The sequence below is a fragment of the Tabrizicola flagellatus genome (assembly GCF_008271465.1).
GTDB lineage: Bacteria > Pseudomonadota > Alphaproteobacteria > Rhodobacterales > Rhodobacteraceae > Tabrizicola > Tabrizicola flagellata.
Genome location: NZ_VMDU01000012.1, coordinates 37,964 through 61,394, shown reverse-complemented (window position 1 = coordinate 61,394; position 23,431 = coordinate 37,964). Strand labels below are relative to the sequence as shown.

At 68.9% G+C, this 23,431-nt stretch carries 20 protein-coding genes; 12 read left to right on the top strand and 8 right to left on the bottom strand.

All coding sequences use genetic code 11. The features are described 5' to 3' along the window. The first annotated feature begins 126 nt into the window (after window positions 1-126). A complete protein-coding gene (locus tag FL625_RS14245) occupies window positions 127-1,038 on the top strand; it encodes a pirin family protein (RefSeq protein ID WP_149589347.1) in 912 nt (303 codons plus the stop codon). A gap of 117 nt (window positions 1,039-1,155) precedes the next feature. Continuing rightward, a complete protein-coding gene (locus FL625_RS14240) occupies window positions 1,156-1,902 on the top strand; it encodes a class I SAM-dependent methyltransferase (RefSeq protein ID WP_200833951.1) in 747 nt (248 codons plus the stop codon). On the opposite strand, the gene FL625_RS14235 is transcribed toward FL625_RS14240, so the two are convergent. Further along, the gene (locus FL625_RS14235) at window positions 1,899-4,412 is read right to left on the bottom strand and encodes an ABC transporter permease (protein WP_149589346.1); all 2,514 of its coding nucleotides are present in this window, start codon (window positions 4,410-4,412) and stop codon (window positions 1,899-1,901) included. The two genes, FL625_RS14240 and FL625_RS14235, sit on opposite strands and share 4 nt — an antisense overlap. Beyond that, a complete protein-coding gene (locus tag FL625_RS14230; protein WP_149589345.1) occupies window positions 4,409-5,104 on the bottom strand; it encodes an ABC transporter ATP-binding protein in 696 nt (231 codons plus the stop codon). Before FL625_RS14230 ends, FL625_RS14235 begins: the two co-directional genes overlap by 4 nt. Between FL625_RS14230 and FL625_RS14225 the strand changes: the two genes are divergently transcribed. The 3 genes from FL625_RS14225 (at window position 5,103) to FL625_RS14215 (ending at window position 10,219) form a co-directional block, all read left to right on the top strand. Further along, on the top strand, window positions 5,103-5,801 hold the full coding sequence (locus FL625_RS14225) for an arylesterase (RefSeq protein ID WP_149589344.1): 699 nt from the start codon (window positions 5,103-5,105) through the stop codon (window positions 5,799-5,801). The two genes, FL625_RS14230 and FL625_RS14225, sit on opposite strands and share 2 nt — an antisense overlap. A gap of 64 nt (window positions 5,802-5,865) precedes the next feature. Continuing rightward, a complete protein-coding gene (locus tag FL625_RS14220) occupies window positions 5,866-9,444 on the top strand; it encodes a hydantoinase B/oxoprolinase family protein (RefSeq protein ID WP_149589343.1) in 3,579 nt (1,192 codons plus the stop codon). Window positions 9,445-9,529: 85 nt separating this feature from the next. Continuing rightward, on the top strand, window positions 9,530-10,219 hold the full coding sequence (locus FL625_RS14215; protein ID WP_160147784.1) for a tellurite resistance TerB family protein: 690 nt from the start codon (window positions 9,530-9,532) through the stop codon (window positions 10,217-10,219). Here the strand turns inward: FL625_RS14215 and FL625_RS14210 are convergent. Both FL625_RS14210 and FL625_RS14205 read right to left on the bottom strand, forming a co-directional pair. Beyond that, window positions 10,216-11,046, bottom strand: a complete 831-nt coding sequence (locus FL625_RS14210; protein WP_149589341.1) for an SDR family oxidoreductase — start codon at window positions 11,044-11,046, stop codon at window positions 10,216-10,218. The genes FL625_RS14215 and FL625_RS14210 overlap by 4 nt on opposite strands. A 26-nt stretch (window positions 11,047-11,072) precedes the next feature. Continuing rightward, complete coding sequence (locus tag FL625_RS14205) at window positions 11,073-11,693, bottom strand: SH3 domain-containing protein (protein ID WP_149589340.1); 621 nt, start codon at window positions 11,691-11,693, stop codon at window positions 11,073-11,075. 141 nt (window positions 11,694-11,834) lie between these two features. On the opposite strand from FL625_RS14205, the gene parC reads away from it, so the two are divergent. Beyond that, on the top strand, window positions 11,835-14,150 hold the full coding sequence (gene parC / locus FL625_RS14200) for a DNA topoisomerase IV subunit A (RefSeq protein WP_435532709.1): 2,316 nt from the start codon (window positions 11,835-11,837) through the stop codon (window positions 14,148-14,150). 3 nt (window positions 14,151-14,153) lie between these two features. Here parC and FL625_RS14195 read toward each other — a convergent pair whose 3' ends face one another. From FL625_RS14195 to FL625_RS14185, 3 genes are all read right to left on the bottom strand, one after another. Beyond that, window positions 14,154-14,813 (bottom strand): Fe2+-dependent dioxygenase, encoded by a 660-nt coding sequence (locus FL625_RS14195; protein WP_149589339.1) that lies wholly within the window; start codon window positions 14,811-14,813, stop codon window positions 14,154-14,156. Between the two features lie 3 nt (window positions 14,814-14,816). Beyond that, entirely contained in the window at window positions 14,817-15,665 is an 849-nt protein-coding gene (locus FL625_RS14190) for a 4-helix bundle domain-containing protein (protein ID WP_149589338.1), read from the bottom strand. A 149-nt stretch (window positions 15,666-15,814) separates the two neighbouring features. Next, window positions 15,815-17,173: a cytochrome P450 gene (locus tag FL625_RS14185; RefSeq protein WP_149589337.1), complete on the bottom strand. Its 1,359-nt coding sequence runs from the start codon at window positions 17,171-17,173 to the stop codon at window positions 15,815-15,817. A 166-nt stretch (window positions 17,174-17,339) separates the two neighbouring features. Here FL625_RS14185 and tuf point away from each other — a divergent pair, with 166 nt between their 5' ends. The 5 genes from tuf (at window position 17,340) to FL625_RS14160 (ending at window position 21,597) form a co-directional block, all read left to right on the top strand. Continuing rightward, complete coding sequence (tuf, locus tag FL625_RS14180; protein WP_149589320.1) at window positions 17,340-18,515, top strand: elongation factor Tu; 1,176 nt, start codon at window positions 17,340-17,342, stop codon at window positions 18,513-18,515. Window positions 18,516-18,662: 147 nt separating this feature from the next. After that, window positions 18,663-18,956: a ribbon-helix-helix domain-containing protein gene (locus FL625_RS14175; RefSeq protein ID WP_149589336.1), complete on the top strand. Its 294-nt coding sequence runs from the start codon at window positions 18,663-18,665 to the stop codon at window positions 18,954-18,956. 87 nt (window positions 18,957-19,043) lie between these two features. Then, window positions 19,044-19,439 (top strand): VOC family protein, encoded by a 396-nt coding sequence (locus FL625_RS14170; RefSeq protein ID WP_149589335.1) that lies wholly within the window; start codon window positions 19,044-19,046, stop codon window positions 19,437-19,439. Between the two features lie 49 nt (window positions 19,440-19,488). Further along, window positions 19,489-20,010, top strand: a complete 522-nt coding sequence (locus FL625_RS14165; RefSeq protein ID WP_149589334.1) for a Twin-arginine translocation pathway signal — start codon at window positions 19,489-19,491, stop codon at window positions 20,008-20,010. A gap of 15 nt (window positions 20,011-20,025) precedes the next feature. Further along, entirely contained in the window at window positions 20,026-21,597 is a 1,572-nt protein-coding gene (locus FL625_RS14160) for a GMC family oxidoreductase (protein WP_149589333.1), read from the top strand. 71 nt (window positions 21,598-21,668) lie between these two features. Here the strand turns inward: FL625_RS14160 and FL625_RS14155 are convergent, their stop codons facing one another. Further along, window positions 21,669-22,520 (bottom strand): hypothetical protein, encoded by an 852-nt coding sequence (locus tag FL625_RS14155; protein ID WP_149589332.1) that lies wholly within the window; start codon window positions 22,518-22,520, stop codon window positions 21,669-21,671. A 195-nt stretch (window positions 22,521-22,715) separates the two neighbouring features. Between FL625_RS14155 and FL625_RS14150 the strand changes: the two genes are divergently transcribed. Further along, window positions 22,716-23,366, top strand: a complete 651-nt coding sequence (locus FL625_RS14150; RefSeq protein WP_149589331.1) for a CatB-related O-acetyltransferase — start codon at window positions 22,716-22,718, stop codon at window positions 23,364-23,366. Window positions 23,367-23,431: the final 65 nt, after the last annotated feature.

Genomic DNA, 23,431 nt, shown 5'->3' with positions numbered 1-23,431 from the left:
CGATCCCGGATACCGCGCCCTGGCGGGGCCTTGGTGCATTTCCGCACAGATAATCCCTGCATTTGCGCCTTGGCGCGCGGGTCGGATCACCCCATCTTCACCCCAACGCAGATTCAGGAGAGACCCATGTCCATCCGTCCCGTGATCGAGACCCGCCGCGCCCAGCCGCATATCGAGGGCGCAGGCGTCCATCTGCACCGCGCCTTCGGGTTCCAGGACCCGACCGAGGCGGACCCGTTCCTGCTGTTCGACGACTTCCGGGGCGATCACCCCCGCGATTACTCGGCCGGCTTCCCCTGGCACCCGCACCGGGGGATCGAGACGATCACCTATGTGCTGGCAGGGACCGTGGAGCATGGAGATTCGTTGGGCAACCGGGGGATCCTCGGGCCGGGATCGCTGCAACTGATGACCGCCGGCCGGGGCATCCTGCACCAGGAGATGCCGAAGGGCGACGACCAGGGCCGGATGCATGGCTTCCAGCTTTGGGGGAACCTGCCCGGGCGGCTCAAGATGACCGCTCCGCGCTATCAGGACATGCCGGCCGAGGCGCTGCCGGAACGGCACGAGGATGACGGCACCAGCATCCGCGTGGTGATCGGCGACTATCGGGGCGTGAAGAGCCCGGTCGAGGGAATCGCGGCGGACCCGCAGTATCTGGATGTCTTCGTCCCGGCGGGCAAGCGCAAGACCTTCAAGGTGGACACCCGCCGCCGGGCCTTTGCCTATGTCTTCGAGGGCGCCGGGAACTTCCGCGACGCGGCGCGGCCCGAGGGCGTGCTGCTGGAGAAGGAAGTGCGCGGGCAGGAGGTCAACATCCGCGACCTGTCGGGCAACCGGACGCTGGTGCGCTTTGGCGCGGGCGACGAGGTGACGGTGACGGCCGGGCCGGAAGGCGTGCGCTTCCTGCTGATCTCGGGTGCGCCCATCGAGGAGCCGGTGGCCTGGGCCGGTCCCATCGTGATGAACACCGAGGCCGAACTGCGCCAGGCCTTCACCGAACTGCGCAACGGGACCTTCATCCGCCCCGCGCATTGAGAAGCGGCCCAGGAATTTTCGACGAAAATTCTTGGGCGGCCTGCGGTATGCGGCGGGGTGGCTTGCACGGGCGGGCGCAGACGGGCAGTCTGCGACCGTTCGCATAGGGACCGCCACATGTACGTCAGACCCATCGGGCTGCAATACCACCGCTTCCTGCGCCGGCTGCACCGGGCCTGCCTGTTCGACTGGTACCTCGAGATCGGCTGCCGGACCGGGGACAGTTTCGCCCCGGTCCGCTCCAAGACGCTTGCGGTGGACCCCTTCTTCCGGGCCGAGATCAACATCATCGGCACGAAGCCCGCGCTGCATGTCTTTCAGGAGACCAGCGACGATTTCTTTGCCGGCGGCTTCATCGCGCGCAACGGCATCCGGCTGGGCCTCGCGTTCCTGGACGGGATGCACCTGTTCGAGTTCCTCTTGCGCGACTTCATCAATACCGAGGCGGCGATGGACCCGAACGGGGTCATCCTGATGCACGACTGTGTGCCCTACAGCCTGGGGATGACGACGCGCGACCTGCAGAACCTGCCGCGCGGGGCCTGGACCGGGGATGTCTGGAAGCTGATCCCGATCCTGCAGAAGTGGCGGCCGGACCTGCGGCTGACGGTGCTGGACTGCCGACCGACCGGGCTGGTCTGTGTCTCGGGCCTCGACCCCGAAAACCGGGTCCTGCGCGAGAACTACGACGCGATCCTCGCCGAGTTCCTGGATGTGGATATCGAGTCCTACGGGGTCCGGCGGTTCTTCGACAGCTTCGTCCTGGCCAGCGGCAAGGCAGAGCAGGAGGCAGGCTTTCCCCTCTTCCGCCCCGCGACCCTGCCCGAGGAGATGGCGCTGGTGCCGCGGAAGGTCTCGACCTAGTCCTGGGCGCGCAGGGTGCCTGCCGGGCGCGCGGCCAGGGGGCGCAGCGCGAAGGCAAGGCCCGCAAGCAGCGTGGCGATGACCCCGCCTGCCACGATGCCGATGGCCGACAGCGGCTCGAAGCGGTATGACGAGTCCATCACGAAGGTCATCACCGCCCAGCCCGACAGCCCGCCCGCGATGACCGCGACCACCCCGGCAGCGGCCCCCATCAGCGCCGAACGCAAGGCGAAGCTTGACAGGATGCGGCCCCGCGTGGCGCCCAGCGTCTTGAGGATGGCGGATTCGTAGATCCGGGCCCGTTCGCCCGCCGCCGCCGCGCCGATCAGCACGACGAAGCCCGTGACCAGCGTCCCGGCCGCCGCCCACGCGGTGGCGGTGGCGATGGCCGACAGCGCCTCGGCCACGCGGTCCACCGCCTCGCGGATGCGGATCGCGGTGATGTTGGGCCAGGTCTGCGTGACCTCGCGCAGGATCGCAGCCTCGGCCTCGGGCGGGGCGTAGACGGTGGCGATATGGGTGTGCGGCGCCCCGGCCAGGGCCGAGGGGTTCAGCGTCATGACGAAACCCATTCCGGCGTTCGAGAAATCGACCTCGCGGAACGAGGTGACGGTGGCGGTCAGGTCGCGGCCGAGGATGTTGACGGTCATGGTGTCACCGAGCTTCAGGCCGATTTCCTCGGCCTCTTCGGCGGCAAAGCTGATCTGGGGGGCGCCCGTGTAGTCCTCGGGCCAGAAGGTGCCGGCGGTGATCCGGGTCTTGGGCCCCGGCGTGGCGGCGTAGGTGATGCCCCGGTCGCCGCGCACGACCCAGTGGTCGCCGGCGACTTCGCGGGCGGGGCGACCGTTGATCTGCGTAATGACGCCGCGCAGCATCGGGGCGGTCTCGGTGTCGGTCACGGCGGGATTGGCGCGGATCAGGGCGAGGAAGGGGTCGATCTGGTCGGGCTGGATGTCGATGAAGAAGAAGGCCGGCGCCCGGGTTGGCAGGTCGGTCGCGATGGCCTGGCGCAGGTTCCAGTCGATCTGGCCCACGGCGGCAAGGACGGAAAGGCCAAGGCCCAGCGACAGGACGACCGAGGTCGCGTCCGACCGCGGCGCGCCGATGGCGGCCAGCGCGGCGCGGGTGGCGGGCCGGCCCCGGGCGATCCGGCTGCGCGCCAGCCGACGCGCGACGAGGCGCAGGGCGAGCGCCGCGAGCCCCAGCACGAGGAGAGCCCCCAGCACCCCGCCAGCCGCACCGAGCGCGAGTTCCGGGATGCCGGAGGCCCAGGTCGCGCTGCCGATCAGCGCAGCGGAGAGGAGCGCAAGCGCCGCAAGGTAGCGCTTTCGCGGCCAGGCGCGGGTGCCCGTGCCGCCGCGATAAAGCGCGGCGGGGCGGATCGTCTCGGTCCGGGCCAGCGGCAGGAGGGTGAAGATCAGCGCCGAGAGCGCGCCGTAGAAGGCAGCCTCGACCAGCGCCATGGGCGCAAGACGGATCGTGGCGGGGAAGGGGAGAGAGGCCTCGATCAGCGGCGCGGCCAGGATCGGGACCAGCGCCCCGAGCGCAAGGCCAAGCCCGATGCCGAGGCCCGACAGGATCGCGGTCTGCCACAGATAGCTGCGGAAGATCAGCCCGCCCTCGGCTCCCAGCGTCTTGAGCGTGGCGATGGTCGCCACCTTGCCGTCCAGGTAGGACCGGATCGCGGCCGAGATGCCGACCCCGCCCACCGCAAGGCCCGCAAGGCCGACAAGGACGAGGAAGCTGCCGATCCGGTCCACGAAGGTCTCGATCCCCGGCGCGGCGTTGCGGCTGTCGGTCCAGCGCATCCCCTTGTCGCGGAAGGTGTTTTCCGCCTGCCGCTTCAGCTCGGCCAGGTCGCTGCCGGGGGGCAGGAGCAGCCGGTAGCGGGTTTCGTACATCGACCCCGAGGCAAGAAGGCCCGAGGTCGCCAATGCGTCCGACCGGACGATGGTGCGCGGGCCGAGCGTGAAGCCGGTCGAGGCGCTGTCGGGTTCGCGTGTGAGCGCGGCGGTCAGGCGGAAGTCCTGCGTGCCGAGGCGGAAGCTGTCGCCGATCTTCAGGGACAGCCGGTCGATCAGCACCGGGTCCATGATCGCGCCGGGCAGACCGCCGTGATCGGCCAGCGCCTCGGCCACCGGGATCTCGGGCGACAGTTCGGCCGCGCCGGTCAGGGGCCAGGCGCTATCGACGGCCTTGATCTGGGTCAGCGCCTGGTCGTCCCCGGTCAGAGCCATGGAGCGGAAGTCGTAAACCTCGGATACCGCGGTTGCGGTGCGCGCCATCCAGTCGCGTTCTCCGGCGTCGGCGGAGCGGTAGGTGAAGCGCATCTCGGCGTCGCCGCCCAGGATCACCGCGCCCTGGTCGGTCAGGCCCTGCTGGATGCCCGCGCGCAGGGTGCCGACGGCAGCGATCGCGGCGACCCCCAGCGCGAGGCAGGCGAGAAAGACGCGAAAGCCGCGCAGGCCCCCGCGCAGCTCGCGCCGGGCGATGTTGAGGGCGAGGCTCATTCCGCGGCCCTGGCCACGGCCTCGGGCGCAAGCCGGCCATCGGCCAGCCGGATCACCCGGTCGCAGCGTGCCGCCAGTTCCGGAGCGTGGGTCACGAGGACCAGCGTCGCCCCGTGCCGGTCGCGCAGGCCAAACAGAAGGTCCATGATCGCCTGCCCGTTCGCCCCGTCGAGATTGCCTGTCGGCTCATCCGCCAGCAGGATCGCCGGGCGCGGCGCGGCGGCGCGGGCCAGCGCCACGCGCTGCTGTTCGCCGCCGGACATCTGGCTGGGGTAATGGTGCATCCGCGCAGCCAGTCCCACGGCGGCCAGTTCCGCCGCGGCCCGGTCGAAAGCATCGCCCGCCCCGGCCAGTTCCAGGGGCAGCGCCACGTTTTCCAGCGCGGTCATCGTCGGAATCAGGTGGAAGCTCTGGAACACAACCCCCATATTCCCCCGACGGAAGCGGGCGAGCGCGTCCTCGTCCATCGTCGTCAGGTCCTGCCCCAGCGCCAGCACCTGCCCGCCGGTGGCACGTTCGAGCCCGCCCATGAGCATGAGGAGCGACGACTTGCCCGACCCAGACGGCCCGATCAGCCCCACGGTCTCGCCTCGGTGGACCGAAAGCGTGATGCCCTTCAGGATCTCGACCGGCCCGGCATTGCCGGCAAGGGTCAGCCGCGCGTCGGTCAGCGCGAGGATGGGATCGGTCATGCGGGCTGTCCTTCGGGCAATGGTTGCAAAGGGATATGGCGCGCTTGCCCGGCTGCGCAATGGGCTGGCAGTCACGTTCTTGCTGGCAGGGGTGGCCGCGGCCGAGCCGGTGACGGTGGTGGCGCTGGGCGACAGCCTGACGGCGGGTTACGGGCTGGCGGATGCCTCGCAGGGTCTGGTGCCGCAGCTTGAGGCCTGGCTGAAGGCGCGCGGGCATGACGTTGTGGTGCAGAATGCGGGCGTTTCGGGCGATACCACCGCCGGGGGGCTGGCGCGGATCGGCTGGGCGCTGGGGCCCGAGGCCGATGCGCTGATCGTCACGCTGGGCGGCAACGACCTGTTGCGCGGGATCGACCCGGCCGCCTCGCGGCAGAACCTGGACGGCATCCTCAAGGAGGCTGCGGCGCGCAACCTGCCGGTGCTGTTGGTGGCGATGAAGGCGCCGGGGAACTTCGGGCCGGAGTACAAGGCCGCCTTCGACGCGATGTATGGCGATCTGGCCGCGCAATACGGCACGGTGCTGGCCGACGATTTCTTTGCCGGCCTGCGCGCGGCGGGGGCGGACCCGGCCGATCCGGCCTCGCTGGCCGCCTTCATGCAGGTGGACGGGTTGCATCCGAACCCCGAAGGTGTGCGGCTGATCGTCGAGGGGCTGGGGCCTAAGGTCGAGGAGCTTCTGGCGCAGGTGAAGGGATAGGCCCGCCGCCCCTTGCATCCCGCCCCGCCCCGGGCCACCAAGAAGCGGCAGGGGGGCTGGGCTGATGGGCGCTTGGGAATTCTGGATCGACCGGGGCGGCACCTTCACCGATGTGGTGGGCCGCGCGCCGGACGGTCGGCTGGTGACGGCGAAACTTCTGTCCGAGAACCCCGAACGCTATGCCGATGCCGCCGTTCAGGGGATTCGCGACTGTCTGGGGCTGCGCGAGGGCGAGCCGATCCCGGACGGGGCGATCTCGGCGGTCAAGATGGGCACTACGGTTGCCACGAACGCTTTGCTGGAGCGGAAGGGCGAACGGGTGGCGCTGCTGATCACCGAGGGGTTCGGTGATCTTCTGCGCATCGGGACACAAGCGCGGCCCTCTCTGTTCGACCTGAACATCCGCCGGCCGGACCTGCTTTACGAACAGGTGTTCGAGATTCCCGGACGGATGGACGCCGACGGCCGCGAGATCCGTCCGCTGGACCGGGCGACGGTCGCCGACGCGCTGGCGCAGGCGCGCGCGGCGGGGATCGGCGCGGTGGCGGTTGCGCTGATGCATGCCCATGTCAATCCGGCGCACGAGGCCGAGATCGGCCGGATGGCGCGCGAGGCCGGATTCGCCCAGATTTCCCTTTCGCATCAGGTCTCTCGCCTGGCAAAGCTGGTGGCGCGGGGCGACACGACCGTGGTCGATGCCTATCTCTCGCCGATCCTGCGGCGCTATGTGGCGCAGGTCGAGGGCGCGCTGGACATGGGCCGGGCGACGCGGCGGCTTCTGTTCATGCAGTCGAACGGCGGGCTGACCGAGGCCGGGCGCTTTCAGGGCAAGGACGCGATCCTGTCCGGCCCGGCGGGCGGTATCGTCGGCATGGTGCGCACGGCCGAGGCGGCGGGGTTCGACCGGCTGATCGGCTTCGACATGGGCGGCACCTCGACCGATGTCAGCCATTATGCCGGGCAATACGAACGGTCGTTCGAAACCGAGGTCGCGGGCGTCCGTATGCGTGCGCCGATGATGGACATCCACACGGTTGCGGCGGGGGGCGGGTCGATCTGTTCCTTCCGCGACGGGCGGTTCCAGGTCGGCCCGGAAAGCGCCGGGGCCAATCCCGGCCCGGTGTCCTATCGCCGGGGCGGGCCGCTGACGATCACAGATTGCAACGTGATGCTGGGTCGAATTTCGCCCGCGCATTTCCCGGCGGTCTTCGGCCCCTCGGGCGACCAGCCGCTGGACGCCGAAGCGGTGCGGCGTGCCTTCGCGGCCCTGGCCGGGGAGGTCGCTCGGGCGACCGGCCAGAGCGCGCGGCCCGAGGCGATCGCGGAGGGCTTCCTGCGCATCGCCATCGACAACATGGCCAATGCGATCAAGAAGATCAGTGTCCAGCGCGGGCATGACGTGACCGGATATGCCCTGCAATGCTTTGGCGGCGCGGGTGGACAGCATGCCTGCGGGGTTGCGGACGCGCTTGGCATGAAAACAGTTTTCATCCATCCCCAGGCTGGGGTTCTGTCGGCCTTCGGCATGGGCCTGGCCGAGCTGCGAAGCTTGCGAGAGGCGCAGTTCGATGCGCCCCTGTCGGCGGTGGACACGGCCCGCGACAGGATGGCGGCGTTGGCGGAGGAGGCGACCGCGGCGCTGGTCGCCCAGGGCGTGGCGGGGCCGCGACTGACGCTGACGGCGCATCTGCGCTACGAGGGGCAGCACCAGTCGCTGGCGGTGCCCTTCGGCGAGGCGGAGGCCATGGCCGAGGCCTTCGCCGCGGCGCATCGCGCGCGGTTCGGGTTCACCTCTCCCGAACGGGCGCTGTGGTTCGAGATGCTGGCGGCCGAGGCGGAAGGCGGCGGGGCGGACCTGCCGGTCCTGGCCCCCGGTCCGGGCGCGGGCCAGCCGGCTGGGCAACTGCGCCTCTGGGCCGGCGGGCGCTGGCAGGAGGTGCCGCTCTACCGCCGCGAGGATTGCGGGACGGCGACGCGGATCGCGGGGCCGGCGGTGATTGCCGAGGCGACGGGGACGGTGATCGTCGAGCCGGGCTGGGAGGCGACGGTGGATGCAAGTGCCAACCTGATCCTGCGCCGGGTGGCCGAGTTGTCGCGGGAGGCGGCGGCGGGCACGGCGGTCGATCCGGTGCGGCTGGAACTGTTCAACAACCTGTTCATGTCGGTCGCCGACCAGATGGGCGCGACGCTGGCCAACACGGCCTGGTCGGTCAACATCAAGGAAAGGCTGGACTTTTCCTGCGCGATCTTCGATGCGGCCGGGGATCTTGTGGCCAATGCGCCGCATGTGCCGGTGCATCTTGGGTCGATGAGCCATGCGGTCAAGACCGTCATCGCGGCGGTCGGCGCCACGGCGCGGGAGGGCGATGCCTGGATGCTGAACTCGCCCTGGAACGGGGGCACGCATCTGCCGGATGTGACCGTCATCACGCCGGTCTTCGTGGACGGGCGGCCGGCCTTCTGGCTGGGCTCGCGCGGGCATCATGCCGACATCGGCGGGCGGACGCCGGGCTCGGGCCCGCCCGACAGCCGCACGATCGAGGAGGAGGGGGTGGTCATCGACCTCTTCCACCTGGTGCGGGAGGGCAGGCTGGCCGAGGACGAGACGCGGGCGCTTCTGGGCTCGGGCCGCTGGCCCTGCCGGTCGCCGGATCAGAACATGGCGGACCTCAAGGCGCAGGTCGCGGCGAACGAGACCGGGCGGCGGGAACTGATGCGCGTGGTGGCGCAGCATGGGGCCGACGTGGTGACGGCCTACATGGGCCATGTGCAGCGGAATGCCGAGGAATGCGTGCGCGCGGTGATCGACCGGCTGTCGGACGGGGCCTTCCGCATGCCCCTCGACATCGGCGCCGAGATCGTGGTGCGGGTGACGGTGGACCGGGCCGTGCGATCGGCGAAAATCGATTTCACCGGCACCAGCGCGCAGCATCCGGGCAACTACAACGCCCCGCAGGCGGTGACGCGGGCGGTCGTCCTTTACGTCTTCCGCACGCTGGTCGGCAAGCCCATCCCTCTGAACGAGGGTTGCCTGAAGCCGCTGGAGATCGTGGTGCCGGAAGGAACGCTGTTGAACCCGCGCGCGCCGGCGGCGGTGATCGCGGGGAATACCGAGATCAGCCAGTCGGCCTGCAACGCGCTTTACGGCGCGCTGGGTGTCGTGGCGGCCGCGCAGGGGACGATGAACAACTTCATCTGGGGCAACGCCCGTTTCCAGAACTACGAGACCATCGCCGGCGGCACCGGGGCGGGGCCCGGCTTTGCCGGTTGCGACGCGGTGCAAAGCCACATGACCAACACCCGGATGACCGACCCGGAAGTGCTGGAGAAGCGGTTCCCCGTCCGGCTGGAGGCGTTCGGGATCCGGCATGGCTCGGGCGGGGCAGGGCGCTGGCCGGGGGGCAACGGCGCGGTGCGGCGTCTGCGGTTCCTCGAGCCGGTGACGGTCACGACGCTCTGCGGCAGCCGGAAGGTCGCGCCCTTCGGTGTGGACGGCGGTGGTCCGGGCGCGGTGGGCGAGAACCTGGTGCATTGGCCGGACGGACGGATCGAGCGGCTGGAGGGCAATGACGAGCGCGACCTGCCCGCGGGCGCGCTGTTCGAGATGCGCACCCCCGGCGGTGGCGGCTGGGGCAAGGCATAGGCGGCGGTTGGCCGGGATCGCGGGCCGTCATTGCCCTGTTGCAGTCGGCTTCCCATATTGGGTGCGGCAACCCGAGGAGGCCCCGATGCTGAACGCGAAATCCCTGCTGGACGACCTGATGGGCGGGCTGAACCAGCTGACCGGAGGCCAGGGGGCCAAGGGTCTGACCGACAAGGCGAAAGAGACCTGGAACAACCAGTCTGCCCTTGGCAAGGGCGCGATTGCCGGCGGCCTTCTGGGGCTGATCCTGACCAGCGGCGGGCGGCGCATCCTGGGCACCTCGCTGAAGATCGGCGGCATGGCGGCGATCGGCGGGCTGGCCTACAAGGCCTACGAGGACTGGAAGGCCGGGCGCTCGGGCGGGGGGGCGGCGACGCTGCCGAGCCCCGAGGGCACCGAGTTCCTGCCCTCGGATCCGGCGGCGGCGGACGAGTTGGCGACGCACCTGTTGCAGGCGATGGTCTCGGCGGCCAAGGCCGATGGCCATGTCACACCGGATGAGCGCGCGCGGATCGACGGGCAGCTGGGCAACCTTGGCCTTGGCGACGAGGCCGCGGCGCTGATCGCGGCCGAACTGGACGCGCCGCTCGATGCCGCGCGGATTGCGGCGCTGGCGAACTCCGAGGCCGAAGCGGTTCAGCTTTACGCGGTCTCGCTGCTGGCGGTGGACCCGGATACCGAGGCGGAGAAGGCCTACCTGAATCAGCTGGCTTCGGCGCTGAAGCTGGACGCTGGTCTGGTCGAGCGTCTGCACAGCGAGGCGGCGCGGCTTTAACCCTTCGCGATGGCGCGGTCCAGGAGGCGGGTCGGCAGGATCCGCCGCAGGAAGCCGGCGATATGGGTCGGCGTCGTGACGTAGTAGCGCGCGCGGGGCCGGGGGCTTTCCAGCGCATGGATCAGCTTGGCGGTCACCGCCTCGGGGCCAAGCTCGAAGGCGTCCTTCTTCGTCTTCCTGTCATAGAGCCGCCCGCGCAAGGCTGCATACTGGTCGCGCCGGGCGGACTGTTCCCAGTCGATCCAGCGTTCGAAATGCGGCACGGCGTTTTCGCGGATCTTCGTCGCTATGGGGCCGGGTTCGATCAGGATCACCTCGATCCCGGTGCCGCGCATTTCCAGCCGCAGGACATCCGTCAGCCCCTCCAGCGCGAACTTGGTCGAGACATAGGCCCCCCGCCAGGTGGCCCCGACCAGGCCGAGGACGGAAGAGCAGTTGACGATCCGGCCGTGCCCTTGCGCGCGCATAAGCGGGATCACCCGGCGGGTCAGGTCGTGGGTGCCGAAGAGGTTGGTCTCGAAGATCTCGCGCAGGGCGCCGCGGGGGATGTCCTCGACCGCGCCGGGGCAGGCGAAGGCACCGTTGTTGTAAAGCGCGTCCAGCCTGCCGCCCGTGCGCGCGACGACCTCGGTCACGGCGGCGGCGATGCTGTCCTCGTCGGCGAGGTCGAGGCGGAAGCTTTCCAGCCCCTCGGCCATCAGGCGGTCGCAGTCGGCCTGTTGCCGGCAGGTCGCGAACACGCGCCAGCCGCGGGCATTCAGGCTGCGGGCGGCGTCAAGGCCGATGCCCGACGAACAGCCGGTGATCAGGACGGAACGCTGTGGCATCGGGACTCCTGCGGGGGCTGGCCCCGTTACGGAGCCTCGGGGCTGAGGTAGCGCATGGCGACGTAGCCTTCCACCCCGTCGCCCTGGATCACGATGCGCGCCCAGTCGGCATCGACCTGCTGCACCAGAAGCGCGGCCTCGCCGGAACCGAGCCGGCCGAGGATGTCGGCCTCGGTGGAGGGTTCGGCGCGGACGTTCACGGAATTGGCCACGACATACCAGATCGTGCCCATGCCGCCGTCGGCGACTTCGGGCGCGGCTTCGGCTGCCGGTTGCGCGTCGGCCGCCGCGGGGACGGCCTCGTTGCCGAGCGAGGCCAGCGAAAAGATGGGTTCTTCCAGCCGGGTCACGACTTCGCGGGCCGGTTCCACATAGGGGGCGGGGGCAGCGGGCCTGGGTTCGGCGCGGGCCACCACGGGTGCGGCAGATGCCTGCGGCTCTGTCTTTGCGACCGGCTCGGCTGACACCACGGTCAGAGTCTCTGCCGGCGAGGCTGATGGCCCCGATTCGGACCCGCTGACCCCATCGGCAGCGGCCATCCGTGCCGCCGCAGCGGCAAGCCCGGGCCGCAGCTGGCCCCTGTCTTCACCGGCAATCATCAGGGCCGCATAGAGCCCCGCACACAATATCAACGTCAGGCGCAGCATCTGGAATCCGTTCGGTTCGTGGCCGTCTCATAGCACAGACCTAACGTTCGCGTGGAGGAAAAATGCACGACAGCCGCGACGGTCCCCCTTCGCCGCATTGTTCATCTGGACCAGAGAGCCGCTTTTGCCTACACAACATCCATGACGATGGACGATGACGAGCCCAAGATCGAGGGGTCTGAAAGCCTGACCACCTCGGAACCCCTGTCCCGCGCGATCGGGGAGAGGTATCTGACCTATGCGCTGTCGACCATCATGCACCGGGCCTTGCCCGATGCGCGCGACGGGTTGAAGCCCGTCCACCGGCGAATCCTCTGGGCGATGCGGCGGCTGCGGCTGACGCCGACTGGGGGGTTCCTGAAATCGGCCAAGATCAGCGGCGACACGATGGGGGATTTCCACCCGCACGGCGACCAGGCGATCTATGACGCGATGGCGCGGCTCGCGCAGGATTTCAACATGCGCTACCCGCTGGTGGACGGGCAGGGCAACTTCGGCAACATCGACGGCGACAACCCGGCGGCCAGCCGCTACACCGAGGCCCGCGTGACCGTCGCCGCCGAGGCGCTGATGGAAGGCATCGACGAGACCGCCGTCGATTTCCGCCCGAACTACGACGGCCGCCTGGAAGAGCCGGTGGTGCTGCCGGCGGCCTTCCCGAACCTTCTGGCCAACGGCTCCTCGGGCATCGCGGTCGGCATGGCCACCAACATCCCGCCGCACAACCTGGACGAGCTGATCGACGGCTGCCAGGCGCTGCTGGCCGACCCCGACCTGTCGGACGAGGCGCTGGTCGCGCTGATCCCCGGGCCCGATTTCCCGACCGGCGGGGTGATCGTGGAGCCGCGCGAGTCGATCCTCGAGGCCTATCGCACCGGTCGAGGCGCCTTCCGCACGCGCGCCAAATGGGAGGTCGAGGACCTGGGCCGCGGCACCTGGCAGATCGTGGTGACGGAAATCCCGTTCCAGGTGCAGAAGTCGAAGCTGATCGAGAAGCTGGCTGAGCTGATCCAGCTGAAGAAGGTGCCGCTCCTCGCCGATGTCCGGGACGAGAGCGCCGAGGATATCCGACTGATCCTGGAGCCCCGCGCCCGGAACGTGGACCCCGAGGTGCTGATGGGGAGCCTGTTCCGCAACTCGGACCTGGAAGTACGCTTCAGCCTGAACATGAACGTGCTGATCGACGGCAAGGTGCCGAAGGTGTGCAGCCTGAAAGAGGTCTTGCGCGCCTTTCTGGACCATCGCCGGGACGTGTTGCGGCGGCGCAGCCTGCACCGGATCGAGAAGATCGACGCAAGGCTCGAGGTGCTGGAAGGCCTGCTGGTCGCCTTCCTGAACCTCGACCGCGTGATTGACATTATCCGATACGACGACGACCCCAAGGCCGCGCTGATGGCCGAGGACTGGTCGAAATCACACATCCGGGCGACGTCGGAGAAGGACTACAAATCCCCCGCCAAGGGGGGCGAGGGCCAGCTGACCGAGGTGCAGGCCGAGGCGATCCTGAACATGCGGTTGCGCAGCCTGCGGCGGCTGGAAGAGATGGAGCTGAACGCCGAGCGCGACGCGCTGATGCAGGAACGCGCCGACCTTGCCGACCTGCTGGACAGCGAGCGCCGCCAGTGGAAGCGCATCGGCAAGGAACTCGACGAGGTGCGGAAGCTGTTCGGCAAGGGCACCGCGCTGGGGGCGCGGCGGACCCAGTTCGCCGACGCGACCGAGGTCGAGGACATCCCCTACGAAGCGATGATCGACCGCGAGCCGATCACGGTGATCTGCTCGCGCATGGGCTGGATCAGGGCGCTGAAGGGCCATGTCGACCTGACGGCGGAACAGAAGTTCAAGGACGGCGACGGCCCGCGCTTTGCCTTCCATGCCGAGACGACGGACAAGATCCTGCTGGTGGCCGAGAACGGGCGCTTCTACACGCTTCTCGGCGCGAACCTGCCCGGCGGGCGGGGCATGGGCGAACCCGTGCGGCTGATGGTGGACCTGCCGAACGACACCGGGATCACCGATCTCTTGGTCTGGCGGGCAGGGCAGAAGTATCTGCTTGCGTCGTCTGCGGGCGACGGGTTCATCGTTCCATCCGAGGAACTGCTGGCCCAGACCAGGGCCGGGAAGGCCGTGCTGACGGTCCGCGACGGAGTAAAGACGGCCGTCTGCACTCCGGTCAGCGGCGACATGGTCGCGGTCGTGGGCGACAACCGGAAGATGCTGGTCTTCCCGCTGTCCGAACTGCCGGAGATGGCCAAGGGCAAGGGTGTCCGGTTGCAGAAGTACAAGGACGGCGGGCTGTCCGATGCGATCACCTTCAACAAGGCCGAGGGGCTGAGCTGGAAGGACCCCGCCGGGCGGACGCGGACCGAGACCGACCTTCTGGAATGGACCGGCGCCCGCGCCAGCGCCGGCAAGATGGCGCCGCGCGGCTTCCCGCGCGACAACCGGTTCACCTGAGGCTCAGGTCTCTGCCCACATCCGGATGAGATTGGCCCGGGTCTTGGCCAGCCGGTCGAACTGCCCGCTCTTGCCCTCCCGGGCATGGGCGGCCTCGACCGCCTGATCCAGGTCGAACAGGATCTCGCGCTGGTCAGCCCGGCGGATCTGGCTTTGCACCCAGCCCACCACCGCCAAACGTTCGCCCCGCGTCACCGGCTCGACCCGATGCAGCGTGGTCGAGGGATAGAGGATCAGATCGCCGGCCCCTGGCCGGATCGCGCGCGTCTCCAGCGTGTCCTCGATGACGAGGGCGCCGCCGACGTAGCTTGCCGGATCGCACAGGAACAACGTGAAGGAAAGGTCGGTCCGCAGCCCCCCCATCACCGCATCATCGACGTGCAGCCCGTAGGTCTGGCCCTCGCGGTAGCGCGACAGGATCAGCGGACTGATCGCGCGCGGCCGGGCCGCCGAGCGGAACAGGCCGTTCTCCCGCAGGGCCCGCTCGACCCGGGCAAAGATCGCCTCCCGCTCGGGCGAGGGGGCGGCCTGATCATTGGCCTTGACCTCGCGCGCAAAGCGGCCGGCCGTGGCCTTTCCGTCGGCAAAGTCAAGCTCGCGCGCCGCCTCGCGCAGGACTGCCGCCTCGGCCGGCGGGATCAGCCCCTGGATCACCAGCATCATGGCCTATCGCACCGAGGAAAGGGCCAGTTCCACCCTGGCGGCTACGGCGAGCAGGATTGCCGGATCCCGGGCCTCGAGCGTCGGGGCGGACAGGTCGCCGAAGGCTTCGCCTGCGTCCTGCAGGGCGGCCAGAGCCTTGCTCGCCTGCGCCGCAGCAGCCGGATCAGTCGCCAGGGCTTCGGCCTGCCGGCGAGCGACCATAACGAAGGCTGCGGCTTCGTGATAGGCGTAGGGATCCGTGACCCTCGTGTTCTCGATGCTTTCGTCATACTCATGCGCGGCGGCGCGGACCAGCAGCGCAAGCGCATCGGCCCGAGCGCGCAAGTCGTCGGGTCCGGCGGCCGCCGCTGTCGCGAATGCGGTCTGGACCGCCGCCAGGGCGGTTTCGACCTCGGCGAGCGGAGCCTTCGCTTCCATCGCAGCCGAGAAGGCCGCCATCGCCGGGGTTACATCCGGCACGCCCCGCGCGGCGAGATTGGCGCGAACCTCCTCCATCATCTCGGCCTCGGGATGCCAGGACAGGCCGACCGCCTCGTCCACCATGCCCTTGCGGTAGAGGTCCAGGGCCGCGACCAGGTGGCCTTCCACGATCGCCAGCTGCGCCAGATAGGCCACGTTCGCGTCGGCCCCGGCGATCGCACCGGCCTCGCCCCCTTCTCCGCCTTCGGCCTGGGCCAGCCAGACCATGCCGGGCGCTGCCTTCTCCGGCGTCGCCGGCGGTGCGACAAGCCCCTGTGCAAGAGCCGGAGCCGTCGCAAGGGCGATGGCGCTGCCGGCGGCGATGCCCGTCCAGAGCCGTGGCGCGACGGGCCGGGGCCGGGTCGGGCGAGGCATCGAGGGAGGGAAGGTCATGAAGAGACTCCTGAAAAGATGACTGATAAAGTCGGAAATAGCGCCGCATGTCTCGTGGAGTCAATAATGTTGATTGAAACAATCGGAAATATGGTCCAGTCGGGCCAGACCGCAGATGGCAGGGCAACCGCACGCAGGGAACTTGCGCTTCAGGCCCGCTCCAGCTTCAGCCAGACCCCGCCCTGCGGCCGCAGGGTCAGGATCATCACCGGCTTCGGCTCCTTCCCCGGGATGGGGGAGAAACGGAAGCGGGCGAGGAGTGTCGCCAGCACGATCACCGCCTCTTGCAGCGCGAACGACGCGCCGATGCAGATGCGGGGGCCGTCGCCGAAGGGCAGGTATTGAAAGCGCGGCACGGCCTTGGGGTCGGCGAAACGGTCGGGGCGGAAGGCGTCGGGGTCCTCCCAAAGCAGCCGGTGCCGGTGCAGCGCGTAGATCGGCAGGATCACCGTGTCGCCGGGGCGGACCTCGCGGCCGCAGAGGGTGTCGGCGGCCATCGCGGTGCGAGACAGGAAGGCGGCGGGGGGATACATCCGCAAGGCCTCGTCCACGATCCGGCGGGTCAGGGGCAGGGACGCGAGGTCGGCCACCGTCGCCGCCCGGTCGCCCAGGGCCGCCTGCGCCTCGGCCCGGGCGGCGGTCTGCACGTCCTGGTCGAAGGCACAGAGATAGAGCGCCCAGGCCAGGGTCAGCGCCGTCGTCTCGTGCCCCGCGACGATGAAGGTCAGGAGGTTGTCGCGCAGTTCCGACGTGGTCATCTGCCGCCCGCTTTCGGGGTCGGACCCGGCCATCAACAGGTCGAGGAGGTCCGGCGGCGTCTTCCCGCCCTCGGCCTTCCGCGCCTCGATCGCCCGGTCGGCCAGGCGCTTGGTGTCGCGCATCGCGCTGCCGGTAAACAGGCGGTTCGGCCGGGGCACCCAGGGCGGCGCGCCGAGGATGTCGAGAAGCGAGACCTTCGCGGTCTCGGCGATGTATTGCTCGATGGCGGCATGGACCGCGCCCCGGTCGAAGCCCGAGCCGTCCGAGAAGGTGACATCCGCGATCACCTCGAAGGTTGCCGTCACCATCTCGTCGAAGAGGTCCGCCGCCCGGCCCACGGCGCGTTCCAGCCGCGCGACCGACCTTTCCGCCGCCGCGGTCATCACCGGACCCAGCGCCGTGACGTTGCGGTGGGAAAAAACCGGCGCGGCCGTCCGGCGCTGCCACATCCATTGCGCGCCTTCCGCGACGAACAGGCTGTCGCCGATCGCGGGCTCCAGGATCAGCTTCGTGACGACCGATTTCGGATAGTCCTCGACGCGGTCGCGCAGCACCCGCTTCAGCCCCTCCGGGTCCATGAGCATGTGCCAGCGCTTGCCGGTCCGGCCCGACAGGATCGGCACCCGGGTCGCGATCTCGGGGATCAGTTCCAGCACGTTGCGCTGGGCTGCGCGGAAGCTCGCCCAGACCCCCATGGGTTCGGTGTGAAGCGCCACACGGGCGGGCAGGGAGGCGGGCGTGTCGAGCATGATGCCGTGAAGATAGGGCAGGCCGGGGCGGTGGCAAAGCGTGCCGCTGCCGCACCCGGCGGCCCCGGCCGATCAGGCTTGAATTTCCTGCGCACGCGGGCTAAGTCGCCGCGCGTGTAATCTTGGGCCCGCCGCGGGCCTGATCTGGACAAGGGCGGAAAGCGCGATGGCGAAGGCAAAGTTTGAACGGACGAAACCGCACGTGAACATCGGGACCATCGGTCACGTTGACCATGGCAAGACGACGCTGACGGCGGCGATCACGAAGTATTTCGGCGAATTCAAGGCCTATGACCAGATCGACGGCGCGCCGGAAGAGCGGGCGCGCGGGATCACGATCTCGACCGCGCATGTGGAATACGAGACGGAGAAGCGTCACTACGCGCACGTGGACTGCCCCGGCCACGCCGACTATGTGAAGAACATGATCACGGGTGCGGCGCAGATGGACGGCGCGATCCTGGTCGTGGCCGCCTCGGACGGCCCGATGCCGCAGACGCGCGAGCACATCCTGCTCGGCCGCCAGGTAGGCATCCCCTACATGGTCGTCTACATGAACAAGGTGGACCTCGTGGACGACGAGGAACTCCTGGAGCTGGTGGAGATGGAAGTGCGCGAGCTTCTGTCGTCCTACGAATATCCGGGCGACGAGATCCCGATCATCAAGGGCTCGGCCCACCAGGCGATGATCGGCGAGAGCCCCGAGATCGGCGAGCAGTCGATCCGCGCGCTGATGAAGGCGGTGGACGAGTACATCCCGACCCCGGCGCGTGCGGTTGACCAGCCCTTCCTGATGCCGATCGAGGACGTGTTCTCGATCTCGGGCCGCGGCACCGTGGTGACCGGCCGGGTGGAGCGCGGCGTGATCAACGTCGGCGACGAAGTGGAAATCGTGGGCATCCGCGACACCAAGAAGTCGGTCTGCACCGGCGTCGAGATGTTCCGCAAGCTGCTGGATCGCGGCGAGGCGGGCGACAACATCGGCGCGCTCCTGCGCGGGATCGACCGTGACGGGGTTGAGCGCGGCCAGGTGCTGTGCAAGCCCGGCTCGGTCAAGCCGCACACCAAGTTCGAGGCCGAGGCCTACATCCTGACCAAGGAGGAAGGCGGCCGCCACACGCCGTTCTTCGCGAACTACCGTCCGCAGTTCTACTTCCGCACGACCGACGTGACGGGCACGGTGAAGCTGCCGGAAGGCACCGAGATGGTGATGCCGGGCGACAACCTGAAGTTCGAGGTCGAGCTGATCGCCCCGATCGCGATGGAAGAGAAGCTGCGCTTCGCCATCCGCGAAGGCGGCCGCACCGTCGGCGCCGGCGTGGTGTCGAAGATCATCGCCTGATGACAGCGTAGGGTGCGCTACAGCGCACCGTCCTCTGGACAGGGCCGTCCTTCGGGGCGGCCCTTTTTCCTTGGGCCGCAAGCTTGATTTGACGATTCGCGCGACACGTCCCACACTGACCCTCTGACCACATGGGAGGGGCCAGCGATGTGTCAGATGTTCGCCGGGCAGGACCCGGCCCGCTATGAATATGTCACTCGCCGCCTGCGGCTTAACGGGCAATCCACCAGCATCCGGCTGGAACGCGCCTTCTGGGGGATCGTCGACCAGATGGCGGCAAAGGACGGCTGCTCGACACCCGCCTTCCTGTCCAAGCTGCATTCCGAGGTGCTGGAGCAGCATGGCGAAGCGACGAACTTCACCTCTCTGCTGCGCTGCGCCTGCATGATCCACCTGGGCGAACTGGATCAGGTCCCGCAAGACCGGTTCGCGGCCGAGTAGAAAAACCGCCTGTAGTATTCCCGTACTACCCGCCCCCGAAATTGGTCCGTTAATCTTACCAGATAGACGGAACTGCCGGGGGACCTGATGGCCAAGCTGATTCATTCGATGGTGCGCGTGCTGGACGAGGCGCGCTCGGTCGCGTTCTACGACACGGCCTTCGGGCTGAAGGTCGCGGACCGGCTGGATTTCGACGGCTTCACGCTGATCTACCTGTCGAACGCCGACCAGAGCTTCGAGCTGGAACTGACGGTCAACAAGGGCCGCACCGAGGCCTACAATCTGGGCGACGGCTACGGCCATCTCGCGGTCAGCGTGCCGGATGTCGAGGCCGAGCACGCCCGCCTGACCGCCGCCGGGCTTGCCCCCCGCAAGGTCGTCGACTTCCGCAATGGCGACACGCCGGTCGCCAAGTTCTTCTTCATCGCTGACCCCGATGGCTACCAGATCGAGGTCATCCAGCGGGGCGGCCGCTTCCTCTAGAGGAGGAGGGGAGGCGGCCAGTGCCCGGCCAGACAACAGGGAGGAAACCATGACAAAACATGACCTTCGGGGGCTGACCCGGCGTCAGCTCCTGTCTCGCGGCCTGTCCGCCGGCACGATTGCGGTGGTGGGGACCGGCTTCATCGCCGCGCCCGACGCCGCCTGGGCGGTCGAGGTGACGACGATCACGCCCGAGCAGATGGCCACGCTTCTGCAGATGGCGCGCGACATCTACCCGCATGACCAGGTGGCGGACCGTTTCTACGCGGTGGCCGTCAAGGGCTATGACAGCGCCGAGCAGAAGGACTTCGTGGCCGAGGGCGTAGCGGCGCTGGATGCCGCCGCCAAGGCCGCCGGCTTCGACAGCTATGTCGCGGCGGGCTGGGAGGAGGACCGCGTGAAGCTTCTCCAGTCCATCGAGACCACGCCCTTCTTCCAGACGATCCGGGCCGGGCTGGTGACCGGGCTCTACAACCAGAAAGAGGTCTGGCCGATCTTCGGTTACCAGGGGGAAAGCTTCTCCCAGGGTGGCTACATCGAGCGCGGCTTCAACGACATCGACTGGCTGTAAGGGAGGGCCGCTGAGATGGTTGCGAAATTCGACCTGAACGACGATTCGGTGGTCGTCATCATCGGCACCGGCGCGGGCGGCGGGGTGCTGGCCAACGAACTGGCGCAGAAGGGCGTCAAGGTCGTCGCGCTGGAGGCCGGCGGGCGCTATCTGCCCGAGGACTACATCAACGACGAATGGGAGTCGTTCGGCCAGCTGGCCTGGCTCGACGCCCGGACGACCAGCGGCTCCTGGCGCGTCCACAAGGACTTCGCGACGCTGCCGGCCTGGATCGTGAAGGCCGTGGGCGGCACCACGACGCATTGGGCGGGCGCCTCGATCCGGTTCCAGGAGCACGAGTGGAAGGCGCTGACCACCTATGGCGCGGTCGAGGGGGCGAACCTGCTGGACTGGCCGATCGACGCGGCCGAGATGGCGCCCTGGTACGAGAAGGCCGAGGACAAGCTGGGCGTGACGCGCACCGGCAACCGTCCGGGCCTGCCGGGGAACAACAACTACCTGGTCTTCGAGAAGGGCGCGAAGGCCCTGGGCTACAAGGAGGTCCACACCGGCCGCATGGCGATCCAGTCCTCGGACGCGACGGGCAACCGGATCTCCTGCCAGCAGACGGGCTTCTGCTTTCAGGGCTGCAAATGGGGGGCCAAGTGGTCGGCCGCCTATACCGACATCCCCGAGGGCGAGGCGACGGGCAACCTGGAAGTGCGCGAGCGCAGCCATGTCGCGCGCATCCTGCACAACGAGGCGGGGAAGGTCACCGGAGTCGAGTATTTCGACAAGGACGGCAACCTGCAGATGCAGAAGGCGCGGATCGTCTGCGTCGCCGGCAACTCGTTCGAAAGCCCGCGGCTCCTGCTGAACTCGGCCTCCAGCATGTTCCCGGACGGGCTGGCGAATTCGTCCGGCATGGTCGGCAAGAACTACATGCGCCACACCACGGGGTCGGTCTATGCGATCTTCGACAAGCCGGTGCGCATGTGGCGCGGCACGACCATGGCGGGGATCGTCCAGGACGAGGCGCGGCACGACCCGTCGCGCGGCTTTGTCGGGGGCTATGAACTCGAGACGCTGTCGCTGGGTCTCCCGTTCATGGCCGCCTTCCTCAACCCCGGCGGCTGGGGCCGCGGCTTCACCACGGCGCTTGACCATTACGAGAACATGGCCGGCATGTGGATCGTGGGCGAGGACATGCCGCAGCTGACGAACGGCGTCACGCTGTCGGACGTGAAGGACCAGTACGGGCTGCCGGTCGCCAACGTCAACTTCGACGACCATCCGAACGACATCGCGATGCGCAACCACGCCTACAAGCAGGGCATGGCGATCTACGAGGCGGTGGGGGCCACCCGCGCCTTCCCGACGCCGCCCTATCCATCCACCCACAACCTCGGCACCAACCGGATGTCGGAAAAGGCCAAGGACGGCGTGGTGAACAAGTGGGGCCAGACCCATGACATCGCGAACCTCTTCGTGTCGGACGGCTCGCAGTTCACCACCGGCGCGGCGGAAAACCCGACGCTGACCATCGTCGCCCTGGCGATCCGCCAGGCCGACCACATCGCCCGCGAGATGAGCGCCGGCAACATCTGACACTGGTCTTGGGCCGGGGACACCCTCGGCCCGGGGAAATTGGGCGGGCCCGTGCCCCAGGCGGCGCCCGCCTACTTCCGTCTCGCCGCATGCTTCATCTGCCAGCCAAGCCGCACGCCAGGGTTGGCCTTGACCTGTTCAAGCATGGCCTTGAACCGGCCCCGCGGCACCATTCCATCGTGCCAGGCCGCCGCATCGCGCACCCTTTGCATCAGCTTGCCGTCGGTCAGCTCCCCGACCCGCGCGGATGCCAGCGCCGCGGACGTCACCGCACCCACCGACAGGAACACGAGGCCCACCCGCGGCACATGGGCAAGGGGCACAAAGCAGTCGCGCAGGGCCACCATCTGCGCGGGAAGCCAGGGCTGCACGGCCATGAGGTAATCCTGCTGCACCAGGATCGACCGGCCCGGGACCAGCGCGGGAAAGAACTCGGCCGCGATATGGTCGGCCATCGCCGCGCCCTTGGCCGCGTCGACCGAGAGGATCTCGATCGGCCCGCCGGTCCAGCGCTTTTCGCCGATGTCGCCTATGTGCAGCGTAACATGCCCCTCCCAGGGGGCGAGATGGCGTCGGACCACGGGCAGGAGGTCGGCATCGTCGGTCTCGGGAAGGGGTTCGTCGGGCATGAACCTTGCCCAGAAGGTGCGGGACGACCGGAAGCGGTCGTAGCTGTGGACGTGGAATTTCCGGCCCGAAAGCGCAAGGCCGGACAGCAGGAGCGCGGCCGAGCCCCCGGCATAGGCGCCAAGATCCACCGTCGCGCCCTCGCCCTGCACCCGCCGCCCCAGCCAGTGGTATAGCAGCCGCTCTTCGGGGGTCAGCATGGTGGGCACCTCTGCCGCCGGGCCAAGATCGGCCGGAGACAGGGCCCGCCAGGGCCGCGCCGCGAACTCTGCCTCGATGTCGGCCACGGACGGCATGTGCTCCTCCCGGCTGCAGGTTATGGAAACCGGGGTCCATGTTCCAGACCACTCCGCGCAGGACTTCGCCGCCGCGTCGCAGGATCTGCCTTCGCAATCGGGCGGGGCCGTGCTATGCTGAAGCGGTGCAAGAGGAGGCTGCGATGGACCTGACAGGCTGAACCGTTCCCCGAACCGTTCCCGAAAGGTCCTGACATGCCTCTTGATCCGACACTTCGGCACCCTGTGGTGCTGCCCAACGGCGCAACGCTGCCGAACATGGTCCATCTGAACCAGGTCATCGACCATCCGAACATCCGCATCGGCGATTTCACCTACGCCAATGATTTCGATCCGCCCGCCGACTGGGCGGCCCGACTTGCGCCCTATCTCTATCCCGGCGCACCGGAACGGCTGGAGATCGGCCGCTTCTGCCAGATCGCACATGGTGCGCGCTTCATTACCGCTTCGGCGAACCATGCGATGGACGGGCTGACCACCTTCCCCTTCCCGGTCTTCGATCCCGCCGGCATCGCGGACTACCGGGACAGCTTCACCGGCCTGCCCGATACGCTCATCGGACACGATGTCTGGATCGGGCACGGCGTGCTGGTCCTGCCGGGCGTCCGGGTGGGCAGCGGCGCGATACTCGGCGCCGGTGCGGTCGTCGCCCGCGACGTGGATCCCTACACGATCGTCGCCGGAAACCCCGCGCGACCGGTCCGCCCGCGCTTTGCGCCCGCGACGGTGGCGCTGCTGCTCGACCTTGCGTGGTGGGACTGGCCGCTCGACCGGATCCGGGCGGCCGTGCCCGCGCTTCTGGCCGGCGACCTGGAGGCCCTGCGTGCGTTGGGGCCGTCGGGGTGAGGCGGCGGGGAAACGGCCGGAGCGCGGCGAGAGAATCCCTTGACCTCCCGCGTCGCCTGCCGTAA